The sequence below is a fragment of the Streptomyces mirabilis genome (genome assembly GCF_039503195.1).
Lineage (GTDB): Bacteria > Actinomycetota > Actinomycetes > Streptomycetales > Streptomycetaceae > Streptomyces > Streptomyces mirabilis_D.
The window spans coordinates 8,335,940-8,359,475 of record NZ_JBCJKP010000001.1 but is presented as its reverse complement, the minus strand read 5'-3'; the positions used below and the strand labels follow the sequence as shown (position 1 = coordinate 8,359,475).

General features: G+C 71.3%; 28 protein-coding genes and 2 pseudogenes. 14 read left to right on the top strand and 16 right to left on the bottom strand.

The annotated features are described in order from the left end of the window. Nucleotides 1-151 precede the first annotated feature (151 nt). From AAFF41_RS37800 to AAFF41_RS37785, 4 genes and pseudogenes are all read left to right on the top strand, one after another. Nucleotides 152-889: an SIR2 family NAD-dependent protein deacylase gene (locus AAFF41_RS37800; RefSeq protein WP_319749612.1), complete on the top strand. Its 738-nt coding sequence runs from the start codon at nucleotides 152-154 to the stop codon at nucleotides 887-889. 145 nt (nucleotides 890-1,034) lie between these two features. Further along, a complete protein-coding gene (locus AAFF41_RS37795) occupies nucleotides 1,035-1,661 on the top strand; it encodes a hypothetical protein (protein ID WP_343325374.1) in 627 nt (208 codons plus the stop codon). Then, nucleotides 1,661-1,972 (top strand): hypothetical protein, encoded by a 312-nt coding sequence (locus AAFF41_RS37790; protein WP_319749614.1) that lies wholly within the window; start codon nucleotides 1,661-1,663, stop codon nucleotides 1,970-1,972. The genes AAFF41_RS37795 and AAFF41_RS37790 overlap by 1 nt, the downstream gene beginning before the upstream one ends. A 40-nt stretch (nucleotides 1,973-2,012) precedes the next feature. Beyond that, nucleotides 2,013-2,332 (top strand): annotated as a pseudogene (locus tag AAFF41_RS37785) (SIR2 family NAD-dependent protein deacylase); the annotation flags it as partial. 57 nt (nucleotides 2,333-2,389) lie between these two features. Here AAFF41_RS37785 and AAFF41_RS37780 read toward each other — a convergent pair. The 5 genes and pseudogenes from AAFF41_RS37780 to AAFF41_RS37760 form a co-directional block, all read right to left on the bottom strand. Then, complete coding sequence (locus tag AAFF41_RS37780) at nucleotides 2,390-2,872, bottom strand: methylated-DNA--[protein]-cysteine S-methyltransferase (protein WP_319749615.1); 483 nt, start codon at nucleotides 2,870-2,872, stop codon at nucleotides 2,390-2,392. Between the two features lie 50 nt (nucleotides 2,873-2,922). Beyond that, nucleotides 2,923-4,404 (bottom strand): AlkA N-terminal domain-containing protein, encoded by a 1,482-nt coding sequence (locus AAFF41_RS37775; protein ID WP_343325373.1) that lies wholly within the window; start codon nucleotides 4,402-4,404, stop codon nucleotides 2,923-2,925. 55 nt (nucleotides 4,405-4,459) lie between these two features. Then, a pseudogene (locus AAFF41_RS37770) lies at nucleotides 4,460-4,663 on the bottom strand (hypothetical protein); the annotation flags it as partial. Nucleotides 4,664-4,754: 91 nt separating this feature from the next. Next, the gene (locus tag AAFF41_RS37765; protein WP_054230318.1) at nucleotides 4,755-5,696 is read right to left on the bottom strand and encodes a M48 family metalloprotease; all 942 of its coding nucleotides are present in this window, start codon (nucleotides 5,694-5,696) and stop codon (nucleotides 4,755-4,757) included. Then, entirely contained in the window at nucleotides 5,696-6,082 is a 387-nt protein-coding gene (locus AAFF41_RS37760) for a BlaI/MecI/CopY family transcriptional regulator (protein ID WP_319749618.1), read from the bottom strand. The genes AAFF41_RS37765 and AAFF41_RS37760 overlap by 1 nt, the downstream gene beginning before the upstream one ends. Before the next feature lie 116 nt (nucleotides 6,083-6,198). On the opposite strand from AAFF41_RS37760, the gene AAFF41_RS37755 reads away from it, so the two are divergent. The 4 genes from AAFF41_RS37755 (at nucleotide 6,199) to AAFF41_RS37740 (ending at nucleotide 9,620) form a co-directional block, all read left to right on the top strand. After that, entirely contained in the window at nucleotides 6,199-6,900 is a 702-nt protein-coding gene (locus tag AAFF41_RS37755; protein ID WP_343325372.1) for a DedA family protein, read from the top strand. Beyond that, nucleotides 6,897-7,505 carry a phosphatase PAP2 family protein gene (locus AAFF41_RS37750; protein WP_319749620.1) on the top strand — a complete coding sequence of 203 codons (609 nt, stop codon included), beginning with the start codon at nucleotides 6,897-6,899 and terminating at the stop codon, nucleotides 7,503-7,505. Before AAFF41_RS37755 ends, AAFF41_RS37750 begins: the two co-directional genes overlap by 4 nt. Before the next feature lie 91 nt (nucleotides 7,506-7,596). Next, nucleotides 7,597-8,259, top strand: coding sequence for a response regulator transcription factor (locus AAFF41_RS37745; protein WP_319749621.1), 663 nt, complete (start codon nucleotides 7,597-7,599; stop codon nucleotides 8,257-8,259). After that, a complete protein-coding gene (locus AAFF41_RS37740; RefSeq protein ID WP_343325371.1) occupies nucleotides 8,256-9,620 on the top strand; it encodes a sensor histidine kinase in 1,365 nt (454 codons plus the stop codon). The genes AAFF41_RS37745 and AAFF41_RS37740 overlap by 4 nt, the downstream gene beginning before the upstream one ends. Nucleotides 9,621-10,041: 421 nt before the next feature. On the opposite strand, the gene AAFF41_RS37735 is transcribed toward AAFF41_RS37740, so the two are convergent. Continuing rightward, nucleotides 10,042-10,989, bottom strand: a complete 948-nt coding sequence (locus tag AAFF41_RS37735; protein WP_319749623.1) for a lysylphosphatidylglycerol synthase transmembrane domain-containing protein — start codon at nucleotides 10,987-10,989, stop codon at nucleotides 10,042-10,044. Further along, nucleotides 10,986-12,491, bottom strand: a complete 1,506-nt coding sequence (locus AAFF41_RS37730) for a hypothetical protein (protein WP_343326412.1) — start codon at nucleotides 12,489-12,491, stop codon at nucleotides 10,986-10,988. Before AAFF41_RS37730 ends, AAFF41_RS37735 begins: the two co-directional genes overlap by 4 nt. Before the next feature lie 199 nt (nucleotides 12,492-12,690). On the opposite strand from AAFF41_RS37730, the gene AAFF41_RS37725 reads away from it, so the two are divergent. Both AAFF41_RS37725 and AAFF41_RS37720 read left to right on the top strand, forming a co-directional pair. Further along, nucleotides 12,691-13,074 carry a BlaI/MecI/CopY family transcriptional regulator gene (locus AAFF41_RS37725; RefSeq protein ID WP_054230328.1) on the top strand — a complete coding sequence of 128 codons (384 nt, stop codon included), beginning with the start codon at nucleotides 12,691-12,693 and terminating at the stop codon, nucleotides 13,072-13,074. Then, on the top strand, nucleotides 13,071-13,967 hold the full coding sequence (locus tag AAFF41_RS37720) for a M56 family metallopeptidase (protein ID WP_343325370.1): 897 nt from the start codon (nucleotides 13,071-13,073) through the stop codon (nucleotides 13,965-13,967). The genes AAFF41_RS37725 and AAFF41_RS37720 overlap by 4 nt, the downstream gene beginning before the upstream one ends. Nucleotides 13,968-14,012: 45 nt before the next feature. Here the strand turns inward: AAFF41_RS37720 and AAFF41_RS37715 are convergent, their stop codons facing one another. From AAFF41_RS37715 to AAFF41_RS37700, 4 genes are all read right to left on the bottom strand, one after another. Then, nucleotides 14,013-14,864, bottom strand: a complete 852-nt coding sequence (locus AAFF41_RS37715; protein WP_343325369.1) for a COG4705 family protein — start codon at nucleotides 14,862-14,864, stop codon at nucleotides 14,013-14,015. A gap of 211 nt (nucleotides 14,865-15,075) precedes the next feature. After that, on the bottom strand, nucleotides 15,076-15,330 hold the full coding sequence (locus tag AAFF41_RS37710) for a hypothetical protein (protein WP_319749627.1): 255 nt from the start codon (nucleotides 15,328-15,330) through the stop codon (nucleotides 15,076-15,078). Beyond that, nucleotides 15,324-15,797 carry a polyprenyl synthetase family protein gene (locus tag AAFF41_RS37705; RefSeq protein ID WP_319749628.1) on the bottom strand — a complete coding sequence of 158 codons (474 nt, stop codon included), beginning with the start codon at nucleotides 15,795-15,797 and terminating at the stop codon, nucleotides 15,324-15,326. Before AAFF41_RS37705 ends, AAFF41_RS37710 begins: the two co-directional genes overlap by 7 nt. A gap of 24 nt (nucleotides 15,798-15,821) precedes the next feature. Further along, a complete protein-coding gene (locus tag AAFF41_RS37700) occupies nucleotides 15,822-16,193 on the bottom strand; it encodes a hypothetical protein (RefSeq protein ID WP_319749630.1) in 372 nt (123 codons plus the stop codon). Between the two features lie 209 nt (nucleotides 16,194-16,402). Between AAFF41_RS37700 and AAFF41_RS37695 the strand changes: the two genes are divergently transcribed. Further along, nucleotides 16,403-17,023, top strand: a complete 621-nt coding sequence (locus AAFF41_RS37695; protein WP_343325368.1) for a TetR/AcrR family transcriptional regulator — start codon at nucleotides 16,403-16,405, stop codon at nucleotides 17,021-17,023. A gap of 48 nt (nucleotides 17,024-17,071) precedes the next feature. Here the strand turns inward: AAFF41_RS37695 and AAFF41_RS37690 are convergent, their stop codons facing one another. From AAFF41_RS37690 to AAFF41_RS37675, 4 genes are all read right to left on the bottom strand, one after another. Then, complete coding sequence (locus AAFF41_RS37690; protein ID WP_343325367.1) at nucleotides 17,072-18,202, bottom strand: alpha/beta fold hydrolase; 1,131 nt, start codon at nucleotides 18,200-18,202, stop codon at nucleotides 17,072-17,074. A gap of 4 nt (nucleotides 18,203-18,206) precedes the next feature. Then, nucleotides 18,207-18,821, bottom strand: a complete 615-nt coding sequence (locus AAFF41_RS37685) for a GOLPH3/VPS74 family protein (protein WP_054230334.1) — start codon at nucleotides 18,819-18,821, stop codon at nucleotides 18,207-18,209. Between the two features lie 19 nt (nucleotides 18,822-18,840). Then, nucleotides 18,841-20,052 carry a YbfB/YjiJ family MFS transporter gene (locus AAFF41_RS37680; protein ID WP_319749700.1) on the bottom strand — a complete coding sequence of 404 codons (1,212 nt, stop codon included), beginning with the start codon at nucleotides 20,050-20,052 and terminating at the stop codon, nucleotides 18,841-18,843. Between the two features lie 133 nt (nucleotides 20,053-20,185). After that, entirely contained in the window at nucleotides 20,186-20,488 is a 303-nt protein-coding gene (locus AAFF41_RS37675; protein WP_054230335.1) for a muconolactone Delta-isomerase family protein, read from the bottom strand. Nucleotides 20,489-20,704: 216 nt separating this feature from the next. Here AAFF41_RS37675 and AAFF41_RS37670 point away from each other — a divergent pair, with 216 nt between their 5' ends. The 3 genes from AAFF41_RS37670 (at nucleotide 20,705) to AAFF41_RS37660 (ending at nucleotide 22,952) form a co-directional block, all read left to right on the top strand. Beyond that, nucleotides 20,705-21,625, top strand: coding sequence for a LysR family transcriptional regulator (locus tag AAFF41_RS37670; RefSeq protein WP_319749634.1), 921 nt, complete (start codon nucleotides 20,705-20,707; stop codon nucleotides 21,623-21,625). A 209-nt stretch (nucleotides 21,626-21,834) separates the two neighbouring features. Continuing rightward, nucleotides 21,835-22,548, top strand: coding sequence for an SDR family NAD(P)-dependent oxidoreductase (locus AAFF41_RS37665; RefSeq protein WP_319749635.1), 714 nt, complete (start codon nucleotides 21,835-21,837; stop codon nucleotides 22,546-22,548). Nucleotides 22,549-22,574: 26 nt separating this feature from the next. Next, a complete protein-coding gene (locus tag AAFF41_RS37660) occupies nucleotides 22,575-22,952 on the top strand; it encodes a nuclear transport factor 2 family protein (protein WP_343325366.1) in 378 nt (125 codons plus the stop codon). Nucleotides 22,953-22,977: 25 nt separating this feature from the next. Here AAFF41_RS37660 and AAFF41_RS37655 read toward each other — a convergent pair whose 3' ends face one another. Further along, nucleotides 22,978-23,496, bottom strand: coding sequence for a P-loop NTPase family protein (locus tag AAFF41_RS37655; protein ID WP_319749637.1), 519 nt, complete (start codon nucleotides 23,494-23,496; stop codon nucleotides 22,978-22,980). Nucleotides 23,497-23,536: the final 40 nt, after the last annotated feature.

Here is a 23,536-nt window from a genome sequence, read left to right as displayed (position 1 = left end):
TCATTCGGTCCCGCGTCCCCGCGGTAGGGAACGCCTCCTCCGGGTGGCAGGCAAGCCGATGGGGATGTCGGCCAACCAACACAACGGGTCGGCGAGGACCACGCCCCGATATCCGCTCGCTCCGAGCAGGCAAGCGTCCTACTCTCGGCCCATGAACAGGCCACTCGTCGCCATCCTCAGTGGGGCAGGGATCTCGACCGATTCAGGAATCCCTGATTATCGCGGTCCGAACGGGCTGTGGCGGCGGGATCCCGAGGCCGAGAAGCTCGTGACGTACGAGTACTACATGGGCGATCCCGAGATCAGACGCCGGGCGTGGCAGATGCGGCGGAAGAACCGGACACTCCAGGCCGAGCCCAACGCCGCACACCTGGCCGTGGCCGAGCTCGAGAAGTCCGGAGTGCCCGTGCGCGTGATCACCCAAAACGTCGACGGCCTGCACCAGCTCGCCGGAATGCCCGCCCGCAAGGTCCTCGAAGTCCACGGCACCGCGCGGACCGTCGTGTGCACCGCATGCCACGACAAGACACCCATGCGGGACGCCCTCGCCCGCGTCGAAGCCGGCGAGGAGGACCCGCCGTGCCTGAAGTGCGGCGGCATCCTGAAATCGGCGACCGTGCTCTTCGGTGAACGCCTCGACCCCGTCGTCCTCGGCGAGGCCGCCGCCATCGCCAAGGCCTCCCAGGTCTTCATCGCCGTCGGCAGCAGCCTTCAGGTCCAGCCCGCCGCCGGCCTCGCAGGCGTCGCCGCCGACCACGGAGCCCGGCTCGTCATCGTCAACGCCGAACCGACCCCGTACGACGAGATCGCCGACGAGGTCATCCGCGAACCGATCGGCACCGCCCTGCCCGGGCTCTTGCACAAGCTTCGAACCGAAGACACCCACTAGGCTAGGAAATAGAGTGGGAAGCCCAGCCAGGGCACCGGTCCCAAGGTATCGACGCGAGGGGCACAGTTCGGCCGCAGGCAGGCGGCAGGTGGGGAAGTCAGTCCAAACCGACCACCGGACCCAGCCGCACCGCTTGCTCGGCCGGGTGCTTCGGCGTAGGGGCGGCGGACCCCGGCGCTCAAGAATCCGCTCCGGCAACCGCGCCGCCAACGCCCAGGAGCGCGCCGACTGGATCGCGGCGAACAAGGACATCATCAAGGCGGCGGCACAGAACTCGGGGCTCCCGCCGGACATGGTCGCCGGTATCGCCTGGCAGGAGATCGGCGGACAGCCAGGCATCCTGGACGACATCACCGACACCCTCCGCGAACAGGCCGACTCCCCACTCAGTCCGATCGCCCCCGAGAGCCTCCCCTGGCGTCTCGGCGGCGATCCCGACAACACGTCCATGGGGCCCATTGCCATCCAGGTGCGACGCGGCGCCGAGGTCCTCGGCTACGACCCCGACCACCTCACCGACCAGCAGCGCAGCATGGTGGAGGATTCTCTCCAGGACCCTGCGCAGAACATCTTCATCGCCTCGGAGTACCTGGCCCAACTCAAGGCGGAGAGCGAGTTCGCCACCGTGCCTGCGGAGGAGATGACGCCGGCCCAGTATCAGGAGCTCGCCGCGCGTTACAACGGTGGCCCGTACTGGCAGACCGACGACGCCCAGGCCTACGGGCGTGGCTTTACGAACCATCTGGACGAGGCAAGGAACGCACTGCGCTGATGACCAGCCCTTCCCCCGTGGACGACGACCGCGGCTGCCTGCGCCTGGTCCTCGGCGTTCCACTGATCCTGCTCACCCTTGTCGCCGCGTACTTCTGCTGGACGGCACTGACCGTCCGTCCGTCCGGGCCCTGGGACGACGACGCGTATGCCGGCATCGTTCTCTCGTGCGTCCTCACCATCGGGGCTGCCGGTGCGGCGGCAGTGCTGTGGCTGCTGCCGTCGGTACGACGGATCATGGGCTGGTGGTGGGTGGGCCCCGCCGTGCTGTTGGGTGTGATCGCAGCGATCCGATGGGTGACGGGCGGTTAGGCCATCTGGCGCCATCGCTGCGTCCACCTCCCCATATGGCGGCGAGGACGATCCGCTGTGCCTGGAGTGCGGTGGCATCCTCAAGCCGGCGACCGTGATGTTCGGCGAGCGGCTCGACCCTGTGGTCCTCAGCGAGGCGGTCGCCATCACCAAGCGTGCCAGGTGTTCATCGCCGTCGGGAGCAGTCTGCAGGTGCAGCCCGCCGCCGGGCTCGCCGGTGTCGCCGCCGATCGCGGAGCCCGGCTGATCATCGACAACGCCGAGCCGACGCCGTACGACGACCGGGCCGACGAGGTCGTACGGGAGCCGATCGGGATCGCCCTGCCGAAGCTGCTGCACGCCCTGGGCGAAGAGAGTTAGAGGCGCAGAGAGCTGGAGGCACAGAGAGCCAGCGGCGAACAGAGCTGGAGAAGTGGGCTAGAAGAGTGCCGTGCCGCTCTCGAAGTCGAGCAGGCGCTGCTTGCGGTCCAGGCCGCCGCCGTATCCGGTGAGGCTTCCGTTCGCGCCGACCACGCGGTGGCAGGGCACGATGATGCCGATGGGGTTCTTGCCGTTGGCGAGGCCGACCGCGCGGGAGGCGCCCGCGTTGCCCAGGGCTTCGGCCAGTTCGCCGTACGAGCGGGTCTCGCCGTAGGGGATCCGGCGCAGCTGATCCCAGACGCTGCGCTGGAAGAGGGTGCCGGACATCCGCAGTTCGAGGGTGAACTCCTTCAACTCGCCCTCGAAATACGCCTTCAGCTGGTCGGTGACTTCGCCGAAGGGCGTGTCGTCGCGTTCGCCGAAGGTCTCCTCCGGCGGGCGGTGGCGTTGGCCGACCATGTAGAGGCCGCACAGGACACCGTCGTCGGCGACGAGGGTGAGGGGGCCGTACGGGCTGTCGATGACCGTGTGCTGTTTCACAGTTCGTACCTTCGAGTCGTTTGAAGCCATCTGCATGTGCCTGAAGTCGCTTATACGGGGAGGAAGTTGATCGGGTGGCTGTCCGTCGCCCACAGGTACTGGACCGCGTACGCCCGCCACGGGCGCCACGCCGCCGCGCGCGCCGTCAGGGCGGCGGGGGTCGACGGCAGGCCCAGCTCCTGGGCCGCGCGCCGGATTCCGAGGTCGGTGGGGAGGAAGGCATCCGGGTCGCCGAGGGCGCGCATGCCGATGACGTCGACCGTCCAGGGGCCGAAGCCGGGGAGGGCGAGGAGGCGGGCGCGGGCCTCGACCCAGTCGCTCTCCACTCCCAAGTGGAGGGAGCCGTCGGCGAGTTGGCGTACGAGCGTGGTGAACGTGGTGCGGCGGGTGCTCGGCATCGCGAGCGACGACGGGTCCAGGGCCGCGAGCGCCTGAGGCGAGGGGAAGAGGTGGGTGAGGCCGCCCTCGGGGTCCTCGACGGGTTCGCCGTGCGCGGTGACCAGGCGGGCCGCGTGGGTACGGGCGGCGGCGGTGGAGACCTGCTGGCCCAGGACGGCCCGTACGGCGAACTCGGCCTCGTCGACCGTGCGCGGCACCCGGCGGCCGGGAGCCTTCGCCACCAGGGGCGCCAGCACCGGATCCGTCCGCAGTTGGTCGTCGACGGCGACCGGGTCGGCGTCCAGGTCGAGCATGCGGCGGCAGCGGCTGATCGCGACGGGCAGGTCGCGCAGGTCGCTGAGGGTGAGGCGGCAGGCGATGTGGTCGACGTGCGGGGTGAGCCCGACGATCCCGTGGCCGTAGGGCAGGCGCAGGGTGCGCCGGTAGGCGCCGTCGCGCCACTCCTCGACACCGGGTACGGCGGTCGCCGCGAGGTGGCCGAAGAGGTTGTCGGGGTTGAGCGGGGCGCGGAAGGGGAGCCGCAGGCTCAGGACGCCCGGTGTCGCAGGGGCGCGCTTCTTCGGCACCCGGTCGCGCAGCTCGCTCGGGGCGAGGGCGAAGACCTCGCGCACGGTGTCGTTGAAGGTGCGGATGGAGGAGAAGCCGGCCGCGAAGGCGATCTCCGCCATCGGGAGCGTGGTGGTCTCGATGAGCAGCCGGGCGGTCTGGGCACGCTGCGCCCGGGCGAGCGCGAGCGGTCCCGCGCCCAGCTCGGCCAGCAGCTGCCGCTCGACCTGGCGGATGCTGTAGCCGAGCCGGCCGGCCAGACCCGGAACGCCCTCGCGGTCCACGACCCCGTCGCCGATCAGCCGCATCGCGCGGGCGACGAGGTCGGCTCGCAGGTTCCACTCGGGCGAGCCGGGACTGGTGTCCGGACGGCAGCGCTTGCAGGCCCGGAACCCGGCCTGCTGGCAGGCCGCCGCGCTCGGGTAGAACGTCATGTTCTCGGGTTTCGGCGGAACCACGGGGCAGCTCGGCCGGCAGTAGATTCGCGTGGTCAGGACCGCTGTGAAGAACCATCCGTCGAAGCGCGCGTCCTTCGACTGGACGGCGCGCACACAGCGCTCCATGTCGGTGTGCATCCCATTGCGCATGCCTCAAGCATCGGGCACCGGCGAGGCCGGGGCTGGCGAGAATCCGACATCAACCTCACAGCGCCCGAGGTCGGCCTCCGTCCGGCCGACGCCATGCGGACTCCCGCAGCAGCCGCAGCCCGTTCAGCCCGACCAGCACCGTGGAGCCCTCGTGGCCCGCGACGCCGAGCGGCAGCGGGAGGTGTCCAAGCAGGTCCCACAGGACGAGGACCGTGATGAACGTACCCGCGACAAGGAGGTTCTGGACCACCAGGGCCCCTCTCGCTGAGCGTAAATGAAGATTCCAACAGAGGGGCGTCGGGGAAACAGGGGACGTCACGGCCCCGCCCGGGCGACCCGACCCGGAAGGGTCAGTGGGTCTCCTCACCCTGGGCGATCTCCACCTCGTGGTGGAAGGTGAGGACGCCGGTCGCCGCCGCGGAGGCCGAGACGGTCGCGCAGGCGACGAGGAGGAGGGCGATCCAGGAGGCGGCGCGGGGGCGGCGCCCGGGAGCCGCGAGAAGGGCCGCGACCCGCTGGGGTACGGGTCCGGTGGTCGCGGCGGCGGCGAAGTCGGGGCGGGTGGAGCGGGCGGCCGTGGTGGCGAGGGCGGCGCGGGCGATGGCGCGCGCGGTCAGGCGCCGGTCCCCCACCGCCGTGGCGGCGGCCTCGTCCGCGGCGCGCTCGGCGGCGAGCGCGATGCTGTCGCGGACCGCGCGCAGCCCGGGATGGCAGTGCGCGGCGAACTCGGCCGCGACGAGGAAGCGGTGGTGGTTGCCCGCGTTGTGGGCCCGCTCGTGGGCGAAGAGAACTTCGCGCTCTTCGGGACAGAGGCTGCGGAGCATCCCGGTGGTCACGACGATGCGGTGCGGACGGCCCGGCAGCGCGTACGCGTCCGGGTGGGGTGATTCGATCACGCACAGGTCGCCCGCGGCGGGTCGGCGGTCCGCCTGGCTGCGGGCGGTGCGGAAGGCGCGCAACTGGCGCAGGGCGGAGCGTACGAGGGTCGCGGCGCCGACGGTCAGGAGGCCGGTGGCCGCCGCGGCCAGCGGCAGGACGATCAGGTTCGACGGGGTGCGCAGGGGGTGGACGAGGTCACCCAGGCCCGCCAGGACCGGCAGCTTGAGCAGGCCGGTGAGGAGCAGCGCGCCGAGCGCGGCCACGGAGGCGCCGGCCAGCACGAGGACCGTGAGGGTCAGTGCCCACAGGGCGGCGACCGGCGCGAGGCGGTCGAGACAGCGGCGGGCCAGCCTCGGCAGCGCGAAAGGCAGCAGAAGCGGGACGAGCAGCGGAATGATCAGCAGAGTGGTCATTACTCACCCGATTCTAGCTGCTCACCCGATTCCAGAAGATCACGCAGGAGGCGCTCGTCGTCGGGGCTGAGCTGGGCGACGAACCGGGCCAGCGCCGTCTCCCGGTCCTCGTCCCGGTCCAGCTCGGTGTGCATGCGGCGGGCGGTGAGGCCGTGCGGGTCCTGGACGGGGAAGTAGGCGAAGCCGCGCCCCTGCCGCTCCCGGCCGACGAACCCCTTCTCGTGCAGCCTCGACAGGATCGTCGTGACCGTCGTACGGGCCAGCCCCGAGCCGAGCTCCGTCTGGACGCGGCCCGGAGTCAGCGGGGCGCCGGCGGCCCAGAGGGCGGCCATGACAGAGGCCTCGAGCTCACCCGCCGGTCGGCGTTCGTCCTTCGCGCTGGCCATGGGAACGATCCTCACCCCGGTATCGTCTACAGTTCAGTAGACCGTCTACAGCATTGTAGTCACTCGGGTGCCGTCACGACTGCGCCCGCCCGTCCAGTATGAGAGGGCTCCCGGCGATGGCCGCACCTTTGTTCGCAGCGTCACAGCTCGGATCACAGCTCGGGTCGGAGCTGGCGGTGAACATCCTCAGTGCCCAGTCCCTGCTCGCCGCCTTCGGTGTGCTGGGTGTCGGCGTGGTGATGTTCGCGGAGACAGGGCTGCTGATCGGCTTCTTCCTGCCCGGTGACTCGCTGCTGTTCACGGCGGGCCTGCTGTGCACGGGGTCGGGTCACAGCGGGCTGAAGCTCTCCCTGGGGCCGCTCCTGGTCTGCGCCGCCGTGGGCGCGCTGGCCGGCTCCCAGTGCGGCTATCTCATCGGACGCAAGGCGGGCGGCGCGCTGCTCGCCCGCAGCGGCTCGCCCCGGCTGCACGAGGGGGCCAAGCGCGCCGAGGAGCTGCTGGAGCGGTACGGCCACGCGAAGGCGATCGTGCTGGCCCGCTTCGTCCCGGTCGTGCGCACGGTGCTGAATCCGATGGCGGGCGCCCTCCAGGTCCCCGCCCGCACGTTCACCGTGTGGCAGGTCGTCGGCGGTCTCGTCTGGAGCATCGGCCTCACCCTCGCGGGCTACGCACTGGGCTCGTCGATTCCGAACGTCGACCGCTATCTGCTCCCGATCATCGCCGTGATCGTCATCGTGTCGCTGATCCCGCTGGCCGCCGAGTTCCGCCGCTCCCGCAAGGCCGCGGCCACGACAGCGCAGAAGGGTGCCGAGGGATGATCCTCGCGTTCAACGGGTCGTCGATCGACGGCTCCACCTACACCTACGTGGTGAATCTCGCCCATGACTCCCCGTCCTGGCTGGACAGCCTGGTGTCCGCCTGGTCGACGTACGGGCTGGCGCTGTTCGCCGTTCTCATGCTCGTGGGCTGGTGGCAGGCCCGTCGCAGCAGCGCCCAGGCGGCGATGGTCGCGCTTGCGGTGCCGGTGATCGTCGTCGTGGCGTTCGGGGTGAACTCCCTGCTCAAGATGGTCGTCCGCGAGGACCGCCCCTGTCAGAGCCTGCATGTGAAGACGCTGGAGGCGTGTCCCGCGCCGGGCGACTGGTCCTTCCCCAGCAATCACACGGTCATCGCCGCCGCGGCCGCCGTGGCCCTGCTCTACGTCTCCCGCCGGCTCGGCACCATCGCCCTGCTGGGCGCCTGTCTGATGGCCGTCTCCCGGGTCTGGGTCGGCGCGCACTACCCGCACGACGTGATCGCGGGTGTCCTGGTCGGCACGCTGATCGCGATGCTGCTGACGACCCTCCTGCGCAGACTCTCCGACTCTCTCGCGGGCCGGCTGACGGACTCGCGGCTGCTCCGGCCGTTGCTGGTCGCGGCGTAAGCCCACGGCCACGGCTACGGCCACAGCCACAGCCACAGCCACAGCCACAGGGAACAGGCAAGCGCGCTTCCGGAGCGGCTGAAGGAGGACCATGCGGCACACGATCCTGGTCGTCGAGGACGATCACGCCCTGCGTGACGTCCTGCTGCGCGGGCTGCGCGACGAGGGCTTCGACACCGTGCCCGCCCCGGACGGGGCGACCGCGCTGCGGCTGGCCGGGGACGACGTCGACGCTGCCGTGCTGGACGTCGGGCTGCCCGACGCGGACGGGCGGGACGTGTGCCAGGCGATCAGAGCCAATGGCTTCCTCTCGCCCGTCATCTTCCTGACCGCCCATCACCACCTCACGGACCGGCTGGCGGGCTTCTCGGCCGGCGGCGACGACTATCTGCCCAAGCCGTTCCACCTGACGGAGCTGGCCGCCCGGCTGCGGGCGGCGCTCAAGCGCAGCGGACCGCTCCCGGCCACCACGGCCGGGGACCTGGTCCTGGACCCGGTCGGGCACAGCCTCAGCGTCGACGGCACCCGGGTCGACCTCACCCCGACGGAGTTCCGGCTGCTGGCGGCGCTGATTTCCGGGTCCGGGGACATCGTCCGCAGGCGGGAGCTGATCAGGGCCGGCTGGCCGGAAGGCGCCCAGGTGAGCGACAACACGCTGGACCAGTATCTGACCCGGCTGCGCCGCAAGCTCCGGGACGGCGGCAGCGCGCTGACCATCACCACGGCGCGCGGCATCGGCCACCGGCTGTCATGAGGGCGTTCGCCTCCCGCTGGTGGCCGCGCACGCTGCGAGGCCGGCTCTCCCTTGTCGCGCTCACCACGGCGACGATCCTGATGGTGATCCTCACGGTCGCGTTCAACACGGTCGTGCGCCGCCACCTTCAGCACCAGGCGGACGACGAGCTGCGCACCCGGGCCGCCGCCGTCGCCGCGACCGTCGTCACCGACGGCTCCCGGGTGCGGGTCCTGGAGACCCCGGGCGAGGAGCTCCTCGACACGAACGTGTGGATCTACTCGGGCGGCCGGCTGCTCGAGAAGCCCTCGTCCGCCACCGCCACCAGCCCGCTGACCCGCGCCGCCGGCCGACTCGTGGCGCGCGGCGCCCGGACGTGCGTCACCGTGCACAGTCACGACGAGGTACGGCTGTGCTCGCGCCCGGTGCCCGGTGGCAAGGGCGCCGCCGCCGTCGTCACCGCACTGGATCTCTCCCCGTACCGCGGCTCGGCCGACACGATGCTCTTCGCGTCCCTCGCCCTCGACGCCGCGATGCTCGCCTGCACCTACGCGCTGACGCGACTGGCGGTGGGCCGTGCCCTGCGTCCCGTGCGTTCGATGACCGAGCACGCCACCCAGTGGAGCGCGATAGCCTCCCAGGAGCGCTTCGGCGCCGTGACCCGTCCCACCGAACTCGCCCAGCTGGGCGGTTCGCTGGACGCTCTCCTCGACCGTATCCGCGCGCTGCTGCGGCACGAGCAGCAGCTCACCCGGGAGCTGTCGCACGAGCTGCGCAACCCGCTCGCCCGGATCATCGCCGAGCTCGACTGGTGGGGAGCCCGCCCCCGCTCCGACGCGGACACCAAGGCCACCCACGCGGCGATCGCCGACGCGGCCCAGTCCATGCGCACGATCTGCGACACCCTGCTCGACGAGGCCCGCGACAGCGCCGCCACCGCGCCCGGTACGGCCGACGTGCTGCCGGTGCTGCACCGCCTGGTGGACCGCCTCGGCCCCACGGAGGTGGGCGTGGAGGTCGTCGTCACCGCATGCGACGCACGGTTGTCGGCCGGGGTGCCGGACGCCCTTCTGGAGCGCATCGTCAGCCCGCTGCTCGACAACGCCCTACGGCACGCGCGCACCCGGGTCGAGATCCAGGCCCGCGCCCGGCCCGGCAGCGTACGTGTCGAGGTCGGGGACGACGGTCCCGGCGTACCGGCGTCGTTCGCGGCGCAGCTCTTCCAGCCCGGCCGGCGCGCCGACCCCGAGGACGGGCACGGCGGAGCGGGCCTCGGGCTGCCACTGGCGCGGCGCCTGGCGCGCTCCGCCGGCGGGGAGGTGGACCACGACGGGCGGCACACCCGCGGCGCGACGTTCGTGGTCACGCTTCCCGCGGGTTGAGCGCGTCGTCCCGTGTGGATGGACAGCGTCCCCTGGCGGCGGTACCAGACGACGAAGACGACGGCGAGGGCGACGGCAACGGCGAACACGGTGGTGCAGGTCGTCAGCGACAGACCCAGGTGGTCGGTGAGGTGGTCGCCGCCCCGCTGCGGACACAAGCCCCGGGCGTCTCAGAAGTCTCAGCCATGAGGCCCGACCGTGCCAGCGGGGCCCTGAACACGTCCTGACTACCGAGTGGCGGGGGCGGCCAGGGGCTACGGGGACGAGCGCTGACGGACACGCCGTCCCGTCCGTCCCGGACACCGCGCAGCACGACCCTGCGGGGGCACGGTTACCGGCTTGAACCGCCCTGAGGTGCCACGGCGTTCGGCGGGCGCCGACAGCGGGACGGCACCGAAGGGCCGGAGGGACCGCGGCGGGCTCAGAGGACCTTGCGGCGGGCCAGTACGGCCAGTGCCAGCAGCCCGGGGATCAGGGGCAGCCACACCGTCAGCAGCCGGTAGCCGAGGACCACCGACGCCGCCGCGCTGCCCGGGACTCCGGCCAGCGTGAGGGCCACGGCGAGCGCCGCGTCCAGGGAACCGATCCCACCGGGGGTCGGCAGGAGTACGGCGGCGCTGCTCGCGGCGAGGTAGGCCAGCGCCACCTGGGCCGGGGGCAGCGGCAGTTCGAGGGCCTGGGCCACGGCGACGACCACGGTGGCGTGCAGCGCGGCGAAGGCCAGCGAGCCGCCCCACAGCGCGGCCGCGCGCGCCGGGACCTCGTGCACGGCACGGACGTCGGCCAGCACGGCCCGCAGCGCGCGCCGCAACGGCCCGCGCAGCAGGAGGACGGCGGTGACCACCACGGCGAGCGCGATCGCGACCGCCGTCGCCGAGATGTGCGGCAGACGGAGCAGACCGGGGCAGGTCAGCGCGAGCACGGCGATCAGGAAGCCGCGCGAGACGGCCCCGGCGGTGGCCTTCACACCGAGCGCGGTCGCCGACCGGACGACCGGCAGACCGCACCGGGTCAGGAAGCGGAGGTTGACCGCGCCCGCGCCGAGGCCCGCGGGCAGCACATGGTTGGCGGCGGAGGCAGCGAACTGGACGGCCACCAGCTGCCCGGCGGGCAACGGCCGGGTCACCGCCCCTTGTTGGGCGAGCGCCGAGCACACCCAGGTCGCCACGGTGGCGACGGCCGCCACGAGCAGCCAGCCGCGGTCGGCGACGGCCAGCCGACCGGCGCCGGTCGCGATCACCGGCCAGTGACGCCGGCCCAGACAGACCGCGCCCACCACCACGGCGAGGGTCACCGCGGCATGCAGGGAGACCCGCCTCCTCACGGCTGTCACGGCTGTCGTCGAGGTGCCGGGCGGAAGGAGGGTCATGTGGCCCCGCCTCTCTGGACGGCGGGGGCGACGTACACCATCAGATGACCGACGCGGTGCGTTTCCCACGTGCGGGCGTACGCGGGTGGCTTCTCGCCCGGTGCGGTGAGCACGCCGACCGGGATCCGCTGTCCGGCCCGCACTATGGCGCCGGCGGTGGTGTTGGCGTTGTGGCCGCCGGTGTCGACGGAGGAGCAGCCGGCGTAGAAGGCGATCGGGACGCCGTCGTAGCCGGTCAGCATGCAGGGCGGTTTCACCCCCAGCCGGTGCAGCTCCGTCGCGGTGTCGGCCCAGTCCTGGTGGGAGACCGTGTTGCCGTGCACGGTGCGCTCCAGCACCACGAACTGCACCGCGAGATGCCCGGCCAGGCCGAGCGTCACCAGGGTGACGGCCACCGGTCGCCAGGCGCCGCGGGGCACGGTCACCAGGTGGATCAGGCCGTCGGCGACCGGGATGGCCAACAGGATGTACACGGGCAGCAGGAAGCGCGGTGCCGCGTATCCGATCATGAAGAGGTACGGGAAGGCCGCCGTCGCGGCGCAGGCCAGGAGCAGCAGGCTGTTCACCCCGCGCCGGGCCTTGACGGCGATCACCGCTCCGAGAACGGCCACGACGGGCAGCGCGAACCACCACAGCATCACCGGCGGGGCGGGCATGGCCCCGGTACAGGGGCGGCACAGGACGCGCCCGCCGAGGCTGCGCATCTGGTCGCCGACGGCGATGTTCCAGCCCAGGCCGCCCTGGATCTTGGAACCGTCGGAGAGCCGCTGGGCGAGACCGCCGTAACTGACGTACGCCTCGACGACCCACTCGCCGGCACCGGCGACCAGGCCCGCGACGAGCGCCACCAGCAGCCTCGGGCGCCTCCAGCGGCGTACGCACACGACAAGGAAGAGCAGCGGCAGGGTCACGTAGACCGCGTCGGTGGGCCGCATCCACGCCATCAGCGCGGCGCTCAGGCCCACGCCCCACAGCGCCGCCCGGTCGAAGCGGTCGGCCTGGGCGCGCAGGAAGCATCCGGCGCAGGCCAGGGCGCCGATCGCGACCCAGTAGTTGGGCATGGCCTGCGGGCCGTAGAAGAGGGTCACCCAGAGCGTGGCGAACAGGGCGCCCGCCACCGCCAGTACCCGCATGGGGAACAGTCCGCGCCAGACGCGCAGCGCCACGAACAGGCCGAGTCCGGAGAGCACCGCGAGATAGACGCGCAGCAGGGCGGTGGACGAGGACCAGGACGCGATCGGTGCCACCAGCAGGGACACTCCGCGGGCGCGCGGGGCGCTGAAGAAGGCGGCGGGGGCGTGTGAGCCGACCTGGCTGACGTAGACGGTCTCGTCCCAGCCGAGCCCCATGCCGGGCCGTACGAGGAGCAGTTGGGCCAGGGTGAAGGCGCCGGCGACCAGGGCCAGCCACTGCTGACCGTGCCGACGTCTGGAGATGCGCCCCGTCGAGGGCGGGTTGTGGCGATCGGCGCCGACGGACGGAAGGTTCACAGTCTTGGCCATCATCCACCCTTCGCCCTACATTCTGTAGGGTCCTTCACCCTACAAGACGTAGGGTGAAGGAGGAAGTTGCGCAAAACACGGCCAAATTACCGTGGATCGAGCGGGGACGCAGTCCGGGCGCGCATTCTCGGACCGCCCCTGGGCGCAGTCGTACGCCCTCACCACCCCCCGCACCCCTACACGCTGTAAGGTGACGGACATGGCTCGCACAGGCCCCCATGGCAGAGCGGAACGACGCAGCGCCGGTGAGCTGGAGAGCGAGGTCCTCGCCACCCTCTGGGCCACCGACGAGGCCCTCACCCCCGCCGACATCCAGGGCGAGATCGGCGGCAACCTCGCCTACAACACCGTTCACACCATCCTCAAACGCCTGTACGACAAGGGTCTGGTCCTGCGTGACGTCGACGGCCGGCGCGGCGCGTACCGGCCCGCGAAGAACGCCGCCGAACTGACCGCCGAGGCCATGCACGAGGCGCTCGACCGGGGACCCGACCCGATCGCGGCCCTCCAGCAGTTCGTCACCGGCCTGAGCCCCCAGGAGGAAGAGGCCCTGCGGGTTCTCCTCGGGGGGAGCGGGATGTGAGGATCGACGTCTACATCCCCCTTGTCCTGCCACTGCTGCTGACGGCAGTCGCCCCGCACGTGGGCCTCAGGGTCTCCCCCGCGCTGGCCGCCCGGGTCCTCACCATCGCCGCCGTACTGGCCGCCACCGCCTCCACCTGGGCGCTGCTCCTGCTCGCCGCCACCCTGGTCAACGAGGCGCCGCACGTGGTCACGGAGGCCGGCGATGACGGGCGGCGGCTGCCCGAACCGGTCCCGGTGGCGATCGCCGTCGTCGCGATCATGCTCCTGTGGCTGATCGGCTTCCGGCTCGTTCGCGCCCTGCGCGCCCACTACGCGACCCGCCGCGTCCTCGAGCGGCTGTGCGAGGGACATCCTCCCGACAGTGAACTCATCGTCGCCGCCTCCTCGACGCCCCGGGCCTTCGCGATCCCCGGCTCGCCGGGCCGGATCCTGGTCACGGCCGCCATGCTGGCCGCGCTGGAACCGGCGGAGCGGCGCGTACTGCTGGCCCATGAGCGCGCCCATCTCACCCACCGCCACTCGGTGCTGTCGACCGCGGTGACCCTGGCCGCCGCCGCCAACCCGGTGCTCGCACCCGTGCGTACCACCGTCGCCTTCCTGGTGGAGCGCTGGGCCGACGAGGAGGCCGCGCGACGCGTCGGGGACCGCCGTACCACCGCCCGCGCCCTCGCCCGGGCCGCCCTTGTGGCCCAACGCGCCCGGCCGGGCTGCGCCCTGAGCTTCTCCGAACACGCGGTCACCCGCCGGATCGCCGCCCTGCAGACGGCCCCGCCGCCGAACCTGTGGTCCATCGGCGTGGCCGTCCTCGCCCTCGGCGCCCTGCCCGCTTTCGGCGCGCTGGACGCCACCGGCGATCTGCTGCGCCTGCTCGGCGAGAGCCTGCCGGGGTAGGGGCTGTCGGGGCCTGCTTTTCGGATCGGGCCCGGCTCGCCGGTCTCAGGTGGCGAGTGTCCTGCGCTCCCGCAGGTGGGCATAGCCCATGAGTCCGAGGAGCACCGCGAACAGCACGGCCGACGAACCCGCCGTACCGAGGTCGAGCCCGCCCTTGGCGGTCGGCTTGGTGAGGAAGTCGCCCGCGGTCGCGCCGAGCGGACGGGTGAGGACGAAGGCGATCCAGAACAGCACCACGTTCGGCACCGCGGGGACGCGCATCAGCGCGACGAGGACCGCGAGCAGCCCGGTGACGAGCAGCGCGCCGCCCGCGTAACCGAGCCCGGAGCTGTCCGACAGGAAGTCGCCCATCGAGGTGCCGAGGGTGTTCGACACGAGGATCGCCGACCAGAAGAGGACCTCGGCCCGGAAGGTCACGATGTCGCGGATGACGAACGTCATCCCGGTGAACTTCCAGACGGTGAAGATCACGACCAGCAGCGAGATCAGGATCGCGGCGCCCGCGGGGTACCCGAGTCCCAGGCCCTGCGGACCCCAACCCAGCGAGGTGGCCCCGTCGGAGAGGTACTTGGAGCTGGCGTCACGGTTCATGAAGTCGGACATCGTGGTGCCCGCCATGCTGGTGGAAAGGATCACCGTCCAGTAGAAGAAGGGGTTGTACCGGCGCGACCTGAGCTGCACGACCAGCGTGACCACGAAGATCAGGAACAGCAGGATCGTGGTGAGGAAGTAGCCCAGTTTGAGGGTCTGCGCGAAGAGGTCGCCCGCGGTCTCGCCGAGGGTCGTCGCGGCGATCTTCATGATCCAGAAGGCCAGGGTCACCTCTGGCAGCTTCTTCATCCCGGAGGCGCCGGGGTCGGCGACTCGGTGGTCGGCGGCGAGTTCCGTCTTGTCCAACGTTCACTCCTGGGGGGTGCATCGACGTCCCCCCAGGGCCACGGGCCGAAGGAGGGCGCGTGTCCATTGGCTCAGTGTTGCGCATGCCTGCGAGCCAGGCCGATCAGCGTGGCGGGTCACAGCCTGAACGCATCCTGAACGCGCGCTCATGCTTGCGGGAGGTCGTCCCGCACAGGCACCCTTCTCAGGCTCCTGGGTGATCCGTTACGGCTCAGTGCGCCGGCCGGGTGAGGCGCGCCAGGGCGCGGACGTGGGCGACCTGGGCGGTGGCGGGCAGACGGGTGAGGAGTGCGCGGGCCCTGCGGGCGTACCCGTCGGCCATCGCGTGCGCGGTGTCCAGGGCTCCGGTCCGCTCCAGCACGGCGCGGATCCGGCACAGGGCGAGGTCCGGTTCGGTCTCGTCCAGCAGGGCATGGCGCAGCGCCGCGCGGCTCTTGGGGCCCGCACGACGGTGGGCGATCAGCACGGGCAGGGTGGGGCGGCGGTTGCGACGTCGCTGTCGGAGGGCTTGCCCATGGTGCGTGCGGCGATCGGGCCGTACGGCAGCACGTCGTCGCGGATCTGGAAGCAGATGCCGAGGTGGTCGCCGAAGTCGCCGAGCAGTTCCGTCGCCGGGGCGTCACCACCGCCGAGAACGGCGCCCACGCGGCAGGCGGCCGCCAGCAGCACGGCGGTCTTCGCCCGGGCCATCGCCACGTACGCGCCCACACCCAGTTCCTGGTCGCCGCGCGTCGCGAGTTCGTCGAAGGCGCCCCGGCAGATCGCCACCCCGGCCTCGGCCTGCACGGCCATGGCGCGTTCGACACGGTCGGCGGGCACCCCCAGGCGACGGTACTCGGAGAGCGCCGCGAACCAGGAGAAGAACAGGGCGTTGCCCGCGACGACGGCCTGGGCGGGTCCGAACTCCGTGTGGACGGCCGCGCGTCCGTCCACTGGGTGTCGCGGTCGATGATGTCGTCATGCAGGAGGCTGCCGATGTGCGCCCCTCTCGACACCGACGGCGGCGGGCAGTACCGCGCCCGGTTCCCCACCCACCGCGAGCGCCGCGTGCAGCACCAGCGAGGGCCGCAGGAGCTTGCCCGGCGGAATCATCGCGTACCGGTGCACGGCATCCAGCCCCACCGAACGCCCCGGCCACCGCCGAACAAACTCCGCCTCCACAAGCTCCGCGAACTCGACGCGGGGCGAGGGGGGATCGGGTGGGGATCCGAAGGGTTGAGGCTTGGCATGACGCTGGGGTCCGCGCCGGGTATGGGGCCGGCCCTCGGGACGCGTCTCGGGCCGGGGTCCGGCGGCGGGTGAGGTGTCCTCGTTGGGCTGTTCGGTCATGGAGGCTCCCCCGTCACCCGCTTGCGTAGCGTGGCGATGCACCCACCCCAACAGGCCCGCCACCCCACCGGAACGGCTCGCGCGCGCCCCGTGGTGGCACGCCCTCGCCCCGCTGCCGGAGCTCGTGCTCCCACACCGCCCGACCAGACGGTTTCACCGCACGGACGCGACCACAGTCAGAGATAGTCGACCGGTCGTACAATTGCGTCATGGGACGAACCAGCGACGCCAGGGAAAAGATCCTCAGCACCGCGCAGTCGCTCATCGAGCTGCGCGGTTACTCGGCGCTGGGGGTGGCCGAGATCTGCAAGGCGGCCGGCGTGCCCAAGGGCAGCTTCTACTACTTCTTCGAGTCCAAGGAAGCCCTCGCCCTGGCGGTGCTCGACGAACAGTGGGACGCCCAGAAGAGCGCCTGGGCACGCGTCCTGAACAGCGACGAGGAACCCCTGCGGCGGCTGCACCGGCTGTTCGAGGAGACGGAGGCCGGCCAGCGCGCCGGCCAGCAGAGCTGCGGCACCGTGTCCGGCTGCCTGTTCGGGAACCTCAGTCTGGAGATGAGCAACCACACCGAGCCCGTCCGCACCCGTCTGCAGGAGATCTTCGACGCGCAGGTCGAGATGGTCGAGTCGGTCATCACCGAGGCTCGTGAGCGCGAGGAGGTCACCACCCCCGACACCCGGGAAGCGGCACGGGCGGTGGTCGCTCAGCTGGAGGGCCAGGTGCTGTTCGCCAAGCTCTACAACAACACCCGTCGGCTCAGCCCCCTGTGGGCGAACTGCCTGGCCCTGCTCGGTGCCCGCGCCCCGCAGGAGGCCGTGGTGGGCGCCTGAACGCCCACCGCGACATCGTTCAGAGGGCTCAGAGGGTTTCAGAGGGTTTCAGAGGGCGTTGACGTCGACGACCGCCGCAGCGAATGCCTCGGGTGCTTCCTGCGGCACGTTGTGACCGATGCCCTTCAGCGTCCGGTGGTCGTACGCGCCCGTGAAATGACTGCGATAGGAGGCGCCCTTCCCCGGCGGCGTGAAGGGATCCAGTTCGCCGTCAAGGGTGATCGTGGGCTGCGAGATGGCGGGACTCTGGGCAAGTCGCTTTTCCAGGCGATCGAATCGCGGGTCGCCCTTGGCCAGACTCAGTCGCCACCGGTAGTTGTGGATCACGATGGGAACCCAGTCCGGATTGTCGAAGGCGGTCGCGGTCCGGTCGAATGTGGCGTCATTGAAGTGCCATGTCGGGGAGACGTTCTTCCAGATGAGTTTCGCGAAATCGTGCTTGTACTGTGCGAGGCCGAGTCGCCCCCTTTCGGTGGCGAAATAGTATTGGTACCACCACGCCCATTCGGCCTTTGGCGGCAGCGGCGCCTTTTGGCTTTCACGGTTGGTGATGAGATAACCGCTCACGGAGACCAGGGCCTTGCAGCGCTCCGGCCAGAGCACCGCGATGATGTCGGCCGTCCGCGCTCCCCAGTCGAAGCCGGCGAGGATCGCCCTCTCGATCTTCAGGGCGTCCATGAGCGCGATGATGTCGAGCGCGATCACCGACTGCTGGGCGTTGCGGAACGTCTTGTCCGACCGGAACCGTGTGGTGCCGTGACCGCGCAGGTACGGCACGATCACCCGGTAGCCCGCCGCGGCGAGCCTGGGAGCCACGTCGACATAGCTGTGAATGTCGTAGGGCCAGCCGTGCAGCAGGACGACCGCGGGGCCGTGCGCTGGGCCGGCCTCCGCGTATCCCATGTTCAGCTCGCCGGCACGGATCTGCTTCAGCGGGCCGAAAGAGGTGTGCGTTCCGGGCCCGGACGCGCCGGGCGACGGAGAAGCCGAGGCGGAGGCCGATATCGTCGGGAGCGTCGGCAGCGAGACTCCGGCTGTTCCGATGCCGAGAATCCGGGAAAACGTGCGCCTGTCTATGACATTCACCTTCCTTGACCGGTGCGTGGAGAGTGGGGGAATCGACGAGGCCGACACGTCATGGATGACTTCGTGAATCAAGTCATGAATGACGTGATGCATGACGTCAGGTGCCGTCGCCGCCTCGCCAGATGTTGTCGAAGGCCGCGTCTTCGATGCTTCGCCGTTGCCGTACCGCCTCCAGTTCCGTCACCGCGCCGTTGACGGCGGCCAGTACGGCCAGGACCGAGTCGTCGACGAGACCCGCGGCCTCCTCCGTCGGCTCGTCGTGGATGCCCACGGCGGCCGCGAGGACGGTGAGGATGGGCTCGCCCGAGGTCCAGCGTTCGTCCGCGTGGCTGCGGTCCGGCGAGTCGGCCGCTTCCGTACGGCCGCCACCGAAGGGAATCCAGCGATGGCGTGGCCGGGCGAGCCGTCCCTCCGCCTCCAGGTCCGCGCGATAGGCCGCGGACAGCCCACGGCCGCGGCGCCACAGCCAGTCGTCCACGGACTCGTACGGTCTCTGCCGGACCAGCGACGCCACGGCCCCGTCCAACAGACGGTCGCCCATGGTCCACTGCGCGCCGGGCACGATGCGGTCGTCCTCCAGCGTGATGGCCTGGGCCTCGATGAGGTCGACCAGTTCGGCTCCCGCGAGGGCCAGCGACAGGTCGCCCTGCTCGACGGGCCGGCTGGACGGGACGTCCATGGCGATCATCAACAGGTCCCGCGGTGTGGTCATGACGGACTCCACGTCTGAGTCATCGGTGGCTGCCCGCGTCCGCGGCGGATTCCGTCGGTGCGGGCTGTCCTACCGGGGCGGTGGCTCGCACTACCACCATGTGGTGCGGGAAGCCGATGCGCAGCACGGCGGCGGCCACGGCCGCCACGAGAACCACGGAGGCGGCCAGGACCAGGGCCCGCTGATAGCCGTGGTGAAGCAGGGGCGCGACCACCAGCGGACCGAGGATCTGGCCGACGGAGTATCCGGCGGTCAGGAGCGCGACGGAGCGGGGGAACTCCAGGTGGGCCCCGGTGGCGAGGGCGAGGGTGCTGACCCCGATGAACGTCGCGCCGAACAGCACCGCGGAGACCAGGGCGGCCGGTGCTCCGCCGATCAGCGCGGGCAGGGCGATACCCACCGCCTGGACGACGAGCGCGGCGAGCAGCAGGTCGGGGCGGGACCAACGGCGCCCGAGCCGGGCCCACAGCGCGGAGGAGGGCACGGCGGCCAGACCGACCAGCACCCAGGCGCCGCCGCCGAGCGGTCCCGGGGAGCTCTGCTCGATCGCGGCGACCAGGAACGTGCCCGCGATGATGTAGCCGACGCCTTCCAGCGTGTAGGAAGCGAACAGGGCGGTGAACCAGCGGTGCGTGCGCGGCGCGCGGCTGGAGTCCGCGGCGGCATTGACCGTGGTGGCCTCATTGGCCTGGATCGCCTGGATGGCCTGCGTGGCCTGCGTTGTCGTGGGACGCGCTTCGGGGCGGAGGTTCCACGAGGCGACGGCGAGGACCGCGGCGAGTGCGGCCGAGGACCACCAGGCGGCCCGCCAGTCGGCGACGGGGCGCAGTACCAGGACGAGCAGACCCGAGAGGGCGATGCCGGCGCCGACCCCGCCGAACGCCCATCCGGGCAGATGAGCCGGGTACTCCCGAAGGTGGCTGAGGAGCGAGCTGACCGCGATGACGAAGATCAGGGCGCTGGCAACCCCGGCCAGCAGCCGCAGCGCGAACCAGACGGCGGTGTCGTGGGTGGCGGGCATCGCGGCCAGGGTGCCGGTCAGCACGACGAGGGAGATGCGCAGCAGGGCCCGCGAGCGGACCAGCGCGGGGGCCAGAATGCCGACGAGCGCCCCGAGGAGATAGCCGATGTAGTTGGCGGTGGCCAGGTTCGCGCCGGCACCCGCGGACAGCCCCGCCCCGGTGTGCATCAGCGGGAGGATCGGGGTGTAGACGAACCGGCCGACCCCCATGCCCGCGGCGAGTGCCGCGGCGGCCTGGGCCACGTGGCGCCAGGGCGAGGGCGGCACGCCGGCACTTCCGGCCGGGGAGGCGTGCAGGGGTCGTACGCTCATGACGAAGTCCATGGCGCACCGGTCCCCGCCGTCACCGCGCGGCGTCGGTCCGGCCCGGGTCGTTGGGATGGGACTCGAGCGCGGTGACGGTGAGGCTCATCCACGGGCGCAGCGGCAGCGTGCCGAGCACCTTCTCGTGGAGTTCGTCCTCGTCACCGGCACACCAGATGCCGATGCTGCGCAGCTCGCCGACCGGGCGCCACAGCCGTGCCAGGTTGCCGGTGGCGGCCAGTTCCCGGGCACGGACGGCCTCGGCGGCGCGCCGTCGGTCGACCTCGTCCTGAGTGGTGCCCTCGGGGATCGTGGTGGTGATCTCGACCAGGAACTCTCGCATGGTCCTGCTCCGCTCGATGGGACGTCCGGCAGGCGCCGGAACGCCGCGTGGGGTGATGGTGGCCGCCCGGAGGACCGCTGAGCTCGTCCGCCGTCAGGTGTCCCGCCGGGCCGCCCTCGGTCGGGCTTCCCTGGGCTCCATCGTCCGCCCGCCACCGGGGCGATGCCACGACAGGCTTCCTCCCTGCTGAGAGGCACGGCCTCGCACCGACGTAGCATGACCAGCGTGGAGTTGCGCCAACTGCGGTATTTCGTCGCTGTCGCCGAGGAGCTGAACTTCGGCCGGGCCGCCGAGCGCCTGCTGATCGCGGGCCCCTCTCTGTCGCAGCAGATCAAGGCGCTCGAACGCGACCTGGGCGTGCGCTTGTTCGATCGCGATCGTCGCTCGGTGTCCCTCACCGCGGCCGGTTCGGCCCTGCTCCCCCACACCCGCGCCCTGCTCGAGCGGGCCGACGACCTCCAGCGGCGGGCCGGTCGGCTGTCCGGATCGGAACCGGTACGACTCGGCTACGTCAACTGGCTCCCGTCGGACCTCACCGCCCGCACCGCCACTGTGGCCCAACTCCACCTCGACGCATGGGTCGCGCCCTCGCACACCCAGGCCGCCCGGGTCGCCGCGGGCGGTCTGGACCTCGCGGTGTGCTGGGTGCGGACCGAGGACCTGGAAGAACGCGGTCTGCGCGCCCGACTCATCGGCGCCGACCGGCTCTACGCCGTCGCCGGCGGTGACGACACGAGCGACGTGGCCGCCCGGGACACCGCCGTCCTCCTCGACGACGACACCACCTCCTGGTCGTCCTGGAACGTCTACGCCGAAGAGCTGGCCGAGGACACCGGTGCCCGCGCGGTACGCATCTCCAACGGCGGCATCACCGGACCGGCGTTCTTCGATCACGTCCGTCGCTGCAGTCGCCCGGTGGTCAACTCCCCCAAGGGTCAGACCACCCCGCTGCCGCCCGATCTGGTCCAGCGCCCGGTCACCGCACCGGAGATCTACTGGACCTGGTCGCTGGTCTGGCGCGAGAACGAGGACCGCCCGGCCGTCCTCGCCGTCGTCGACGCCCTCTGCGACGGGGTGGGCGACCTCGGCATCCGCGCCCCGGGCGCCTGGCTGCCGGACGGGGATCCGTACCGGTAGGGGAACCGGCCCACTGACCTGGACTGGGAGGCTGTGCCTACCAGCAGGGAGGAATTCGGTCCTGGCCAGGACCCTGTCGACCTTTGACTTCTGCACACCACTCCGCCTAGCTTCCCAATAGTCGACCGGTCGGCTAGTGCAGCGAGATCGGCGACCAGTCAAGAAGCCCCCGCTTCATCGCGGAATCACGGAACCCGGAGAAGATCAGCATGAGCTCTCAGAACCAGAAGGTCGCCGTCGTCACCGGAGCCTCGCAGGGCCTCGGCGCGGGCATTGCCGAGGCCTACCGCAAGCTCGGGTACGCCGTCGTCGCCACCTCGCGCACGATCGCCCCCGCCGACGACGCGGGCGTCGTGACCGTCCAGGGTGACATCGCCGACCCCGCCACCGCCGAACGCGTCATCGCCGCCGCGGTCGAGCGGTTCGGCCGTGTCGACACCCTGGTCAACAACGCGGGCATCTTCCTCGCCAAGCCCTTCCACGAGTACACCCAGGACGACTACGCCGCGGCGACCGGTGTGAACCTCACCGGCTTCTTCCGCATCACTCAACTGGCCGTGGAGCACATGCTCGCCCAGGGCGGCGGCCACATCGTCAACATCACCACCAGCCTGGTCGACAACGCCGACTCCAACGTGCCCTCCGTACTCGCCTCGTTGACCAAGGGCGGCCTCCAGTCCGCCACCAAGTCCCTCGCCATCGAGTACGCCACGCGCGGCATCCGCGCCAACGCCGTTTCGCCGGGCACCATAAAGACCCCGATGCACGCCGAGGAGACCCACGAGATCCTCGCCGGCCTGCACCCGGTCGGCCGGATGGGCGAGACGAGCGACATCGTCGACGCCGTGATCTACCTGGAGAACGCCCCGTTCGTCACCGGCGAGATCCTCCACGTCGACGGCGGCATGAGCGCCGGTCACTGACGGAACACGACAAGGGGAGAATCCTGATGAACAGCACGACGGCCGACGACACGGAAGCGATCCTGCGCGGCGTCCTCGACCAGTGGAAGGCCGCCGTCGACGGGCACGAGCCGGAGCAGGTCGCCGCCCGGTTCACCGAGGACGCGATCTTCCAGGGGCTGCACCCCTACAGCGTCGGAAGGCCGGGCGTCGCGGCCTACTACGCCTCCCAGCCCGTCGGCATGGCCGCCGCGTACCGGATTCTCGAGACCAGACGCCTCACCGACGACCTCGTACTCGGTTATCTGAGCGTCGACTTCTCCTTCGTCGACCGCCCCACGCTCAACGTCAAACTCGGCGTACTGGTGCGACGCGTGGGGGAGGCCTGGTTCATCAGCCACTACCAGGTGTCACGGCTCGAGTAGTCCGGCCCCCTTACCGGGACTTCGCCTACAGGGACTTCACCCAGGCCGCGGTGTCGCCGGGGCGGCCGAAGCGAAGGGTGTCGAGGTGCGCGAAGCGCGGGTCGCCGGTGCGGCGGGTGATCTCGCGGCGCCGGTCCGCGTGCTGGGACCAGGCCCACCAGAGGGGGTGCTCCCGGCTCAGCCAGCCGGTCCAGGTCTCCCTGTTGCCGCCGAACAGCGGCTCGCGTGTGACGGTGCGGCGGACGGAACGGCGCAGGACGCGGGGCAGGACGACCCGTTTGGGATAGTCCAGCCATATCACCGTGTCGGCCCGGTCCCACATCAGGTCACGGACCTCGGGGTAGCCGAGGGAGTCGATGACCCAGCGGGGTTCGGCGGTGATCCGCAGTACGTCCTCGCGCAGCTTCTCGTTCACGGCCCACCCGGCGCCGGTGAAGTACAGCGCGTCCATCTCGTGGTACGGCAGGCCGAGGCGACCGCCCAGGCCCCGGGCGAGCGTGGACTTGCCCGCACCGGTACTGCCCACCACCAAGATCCGCCGCATCCCCGCACCCTAACCGAGCCGGACCCGCCCACGAGAAAGG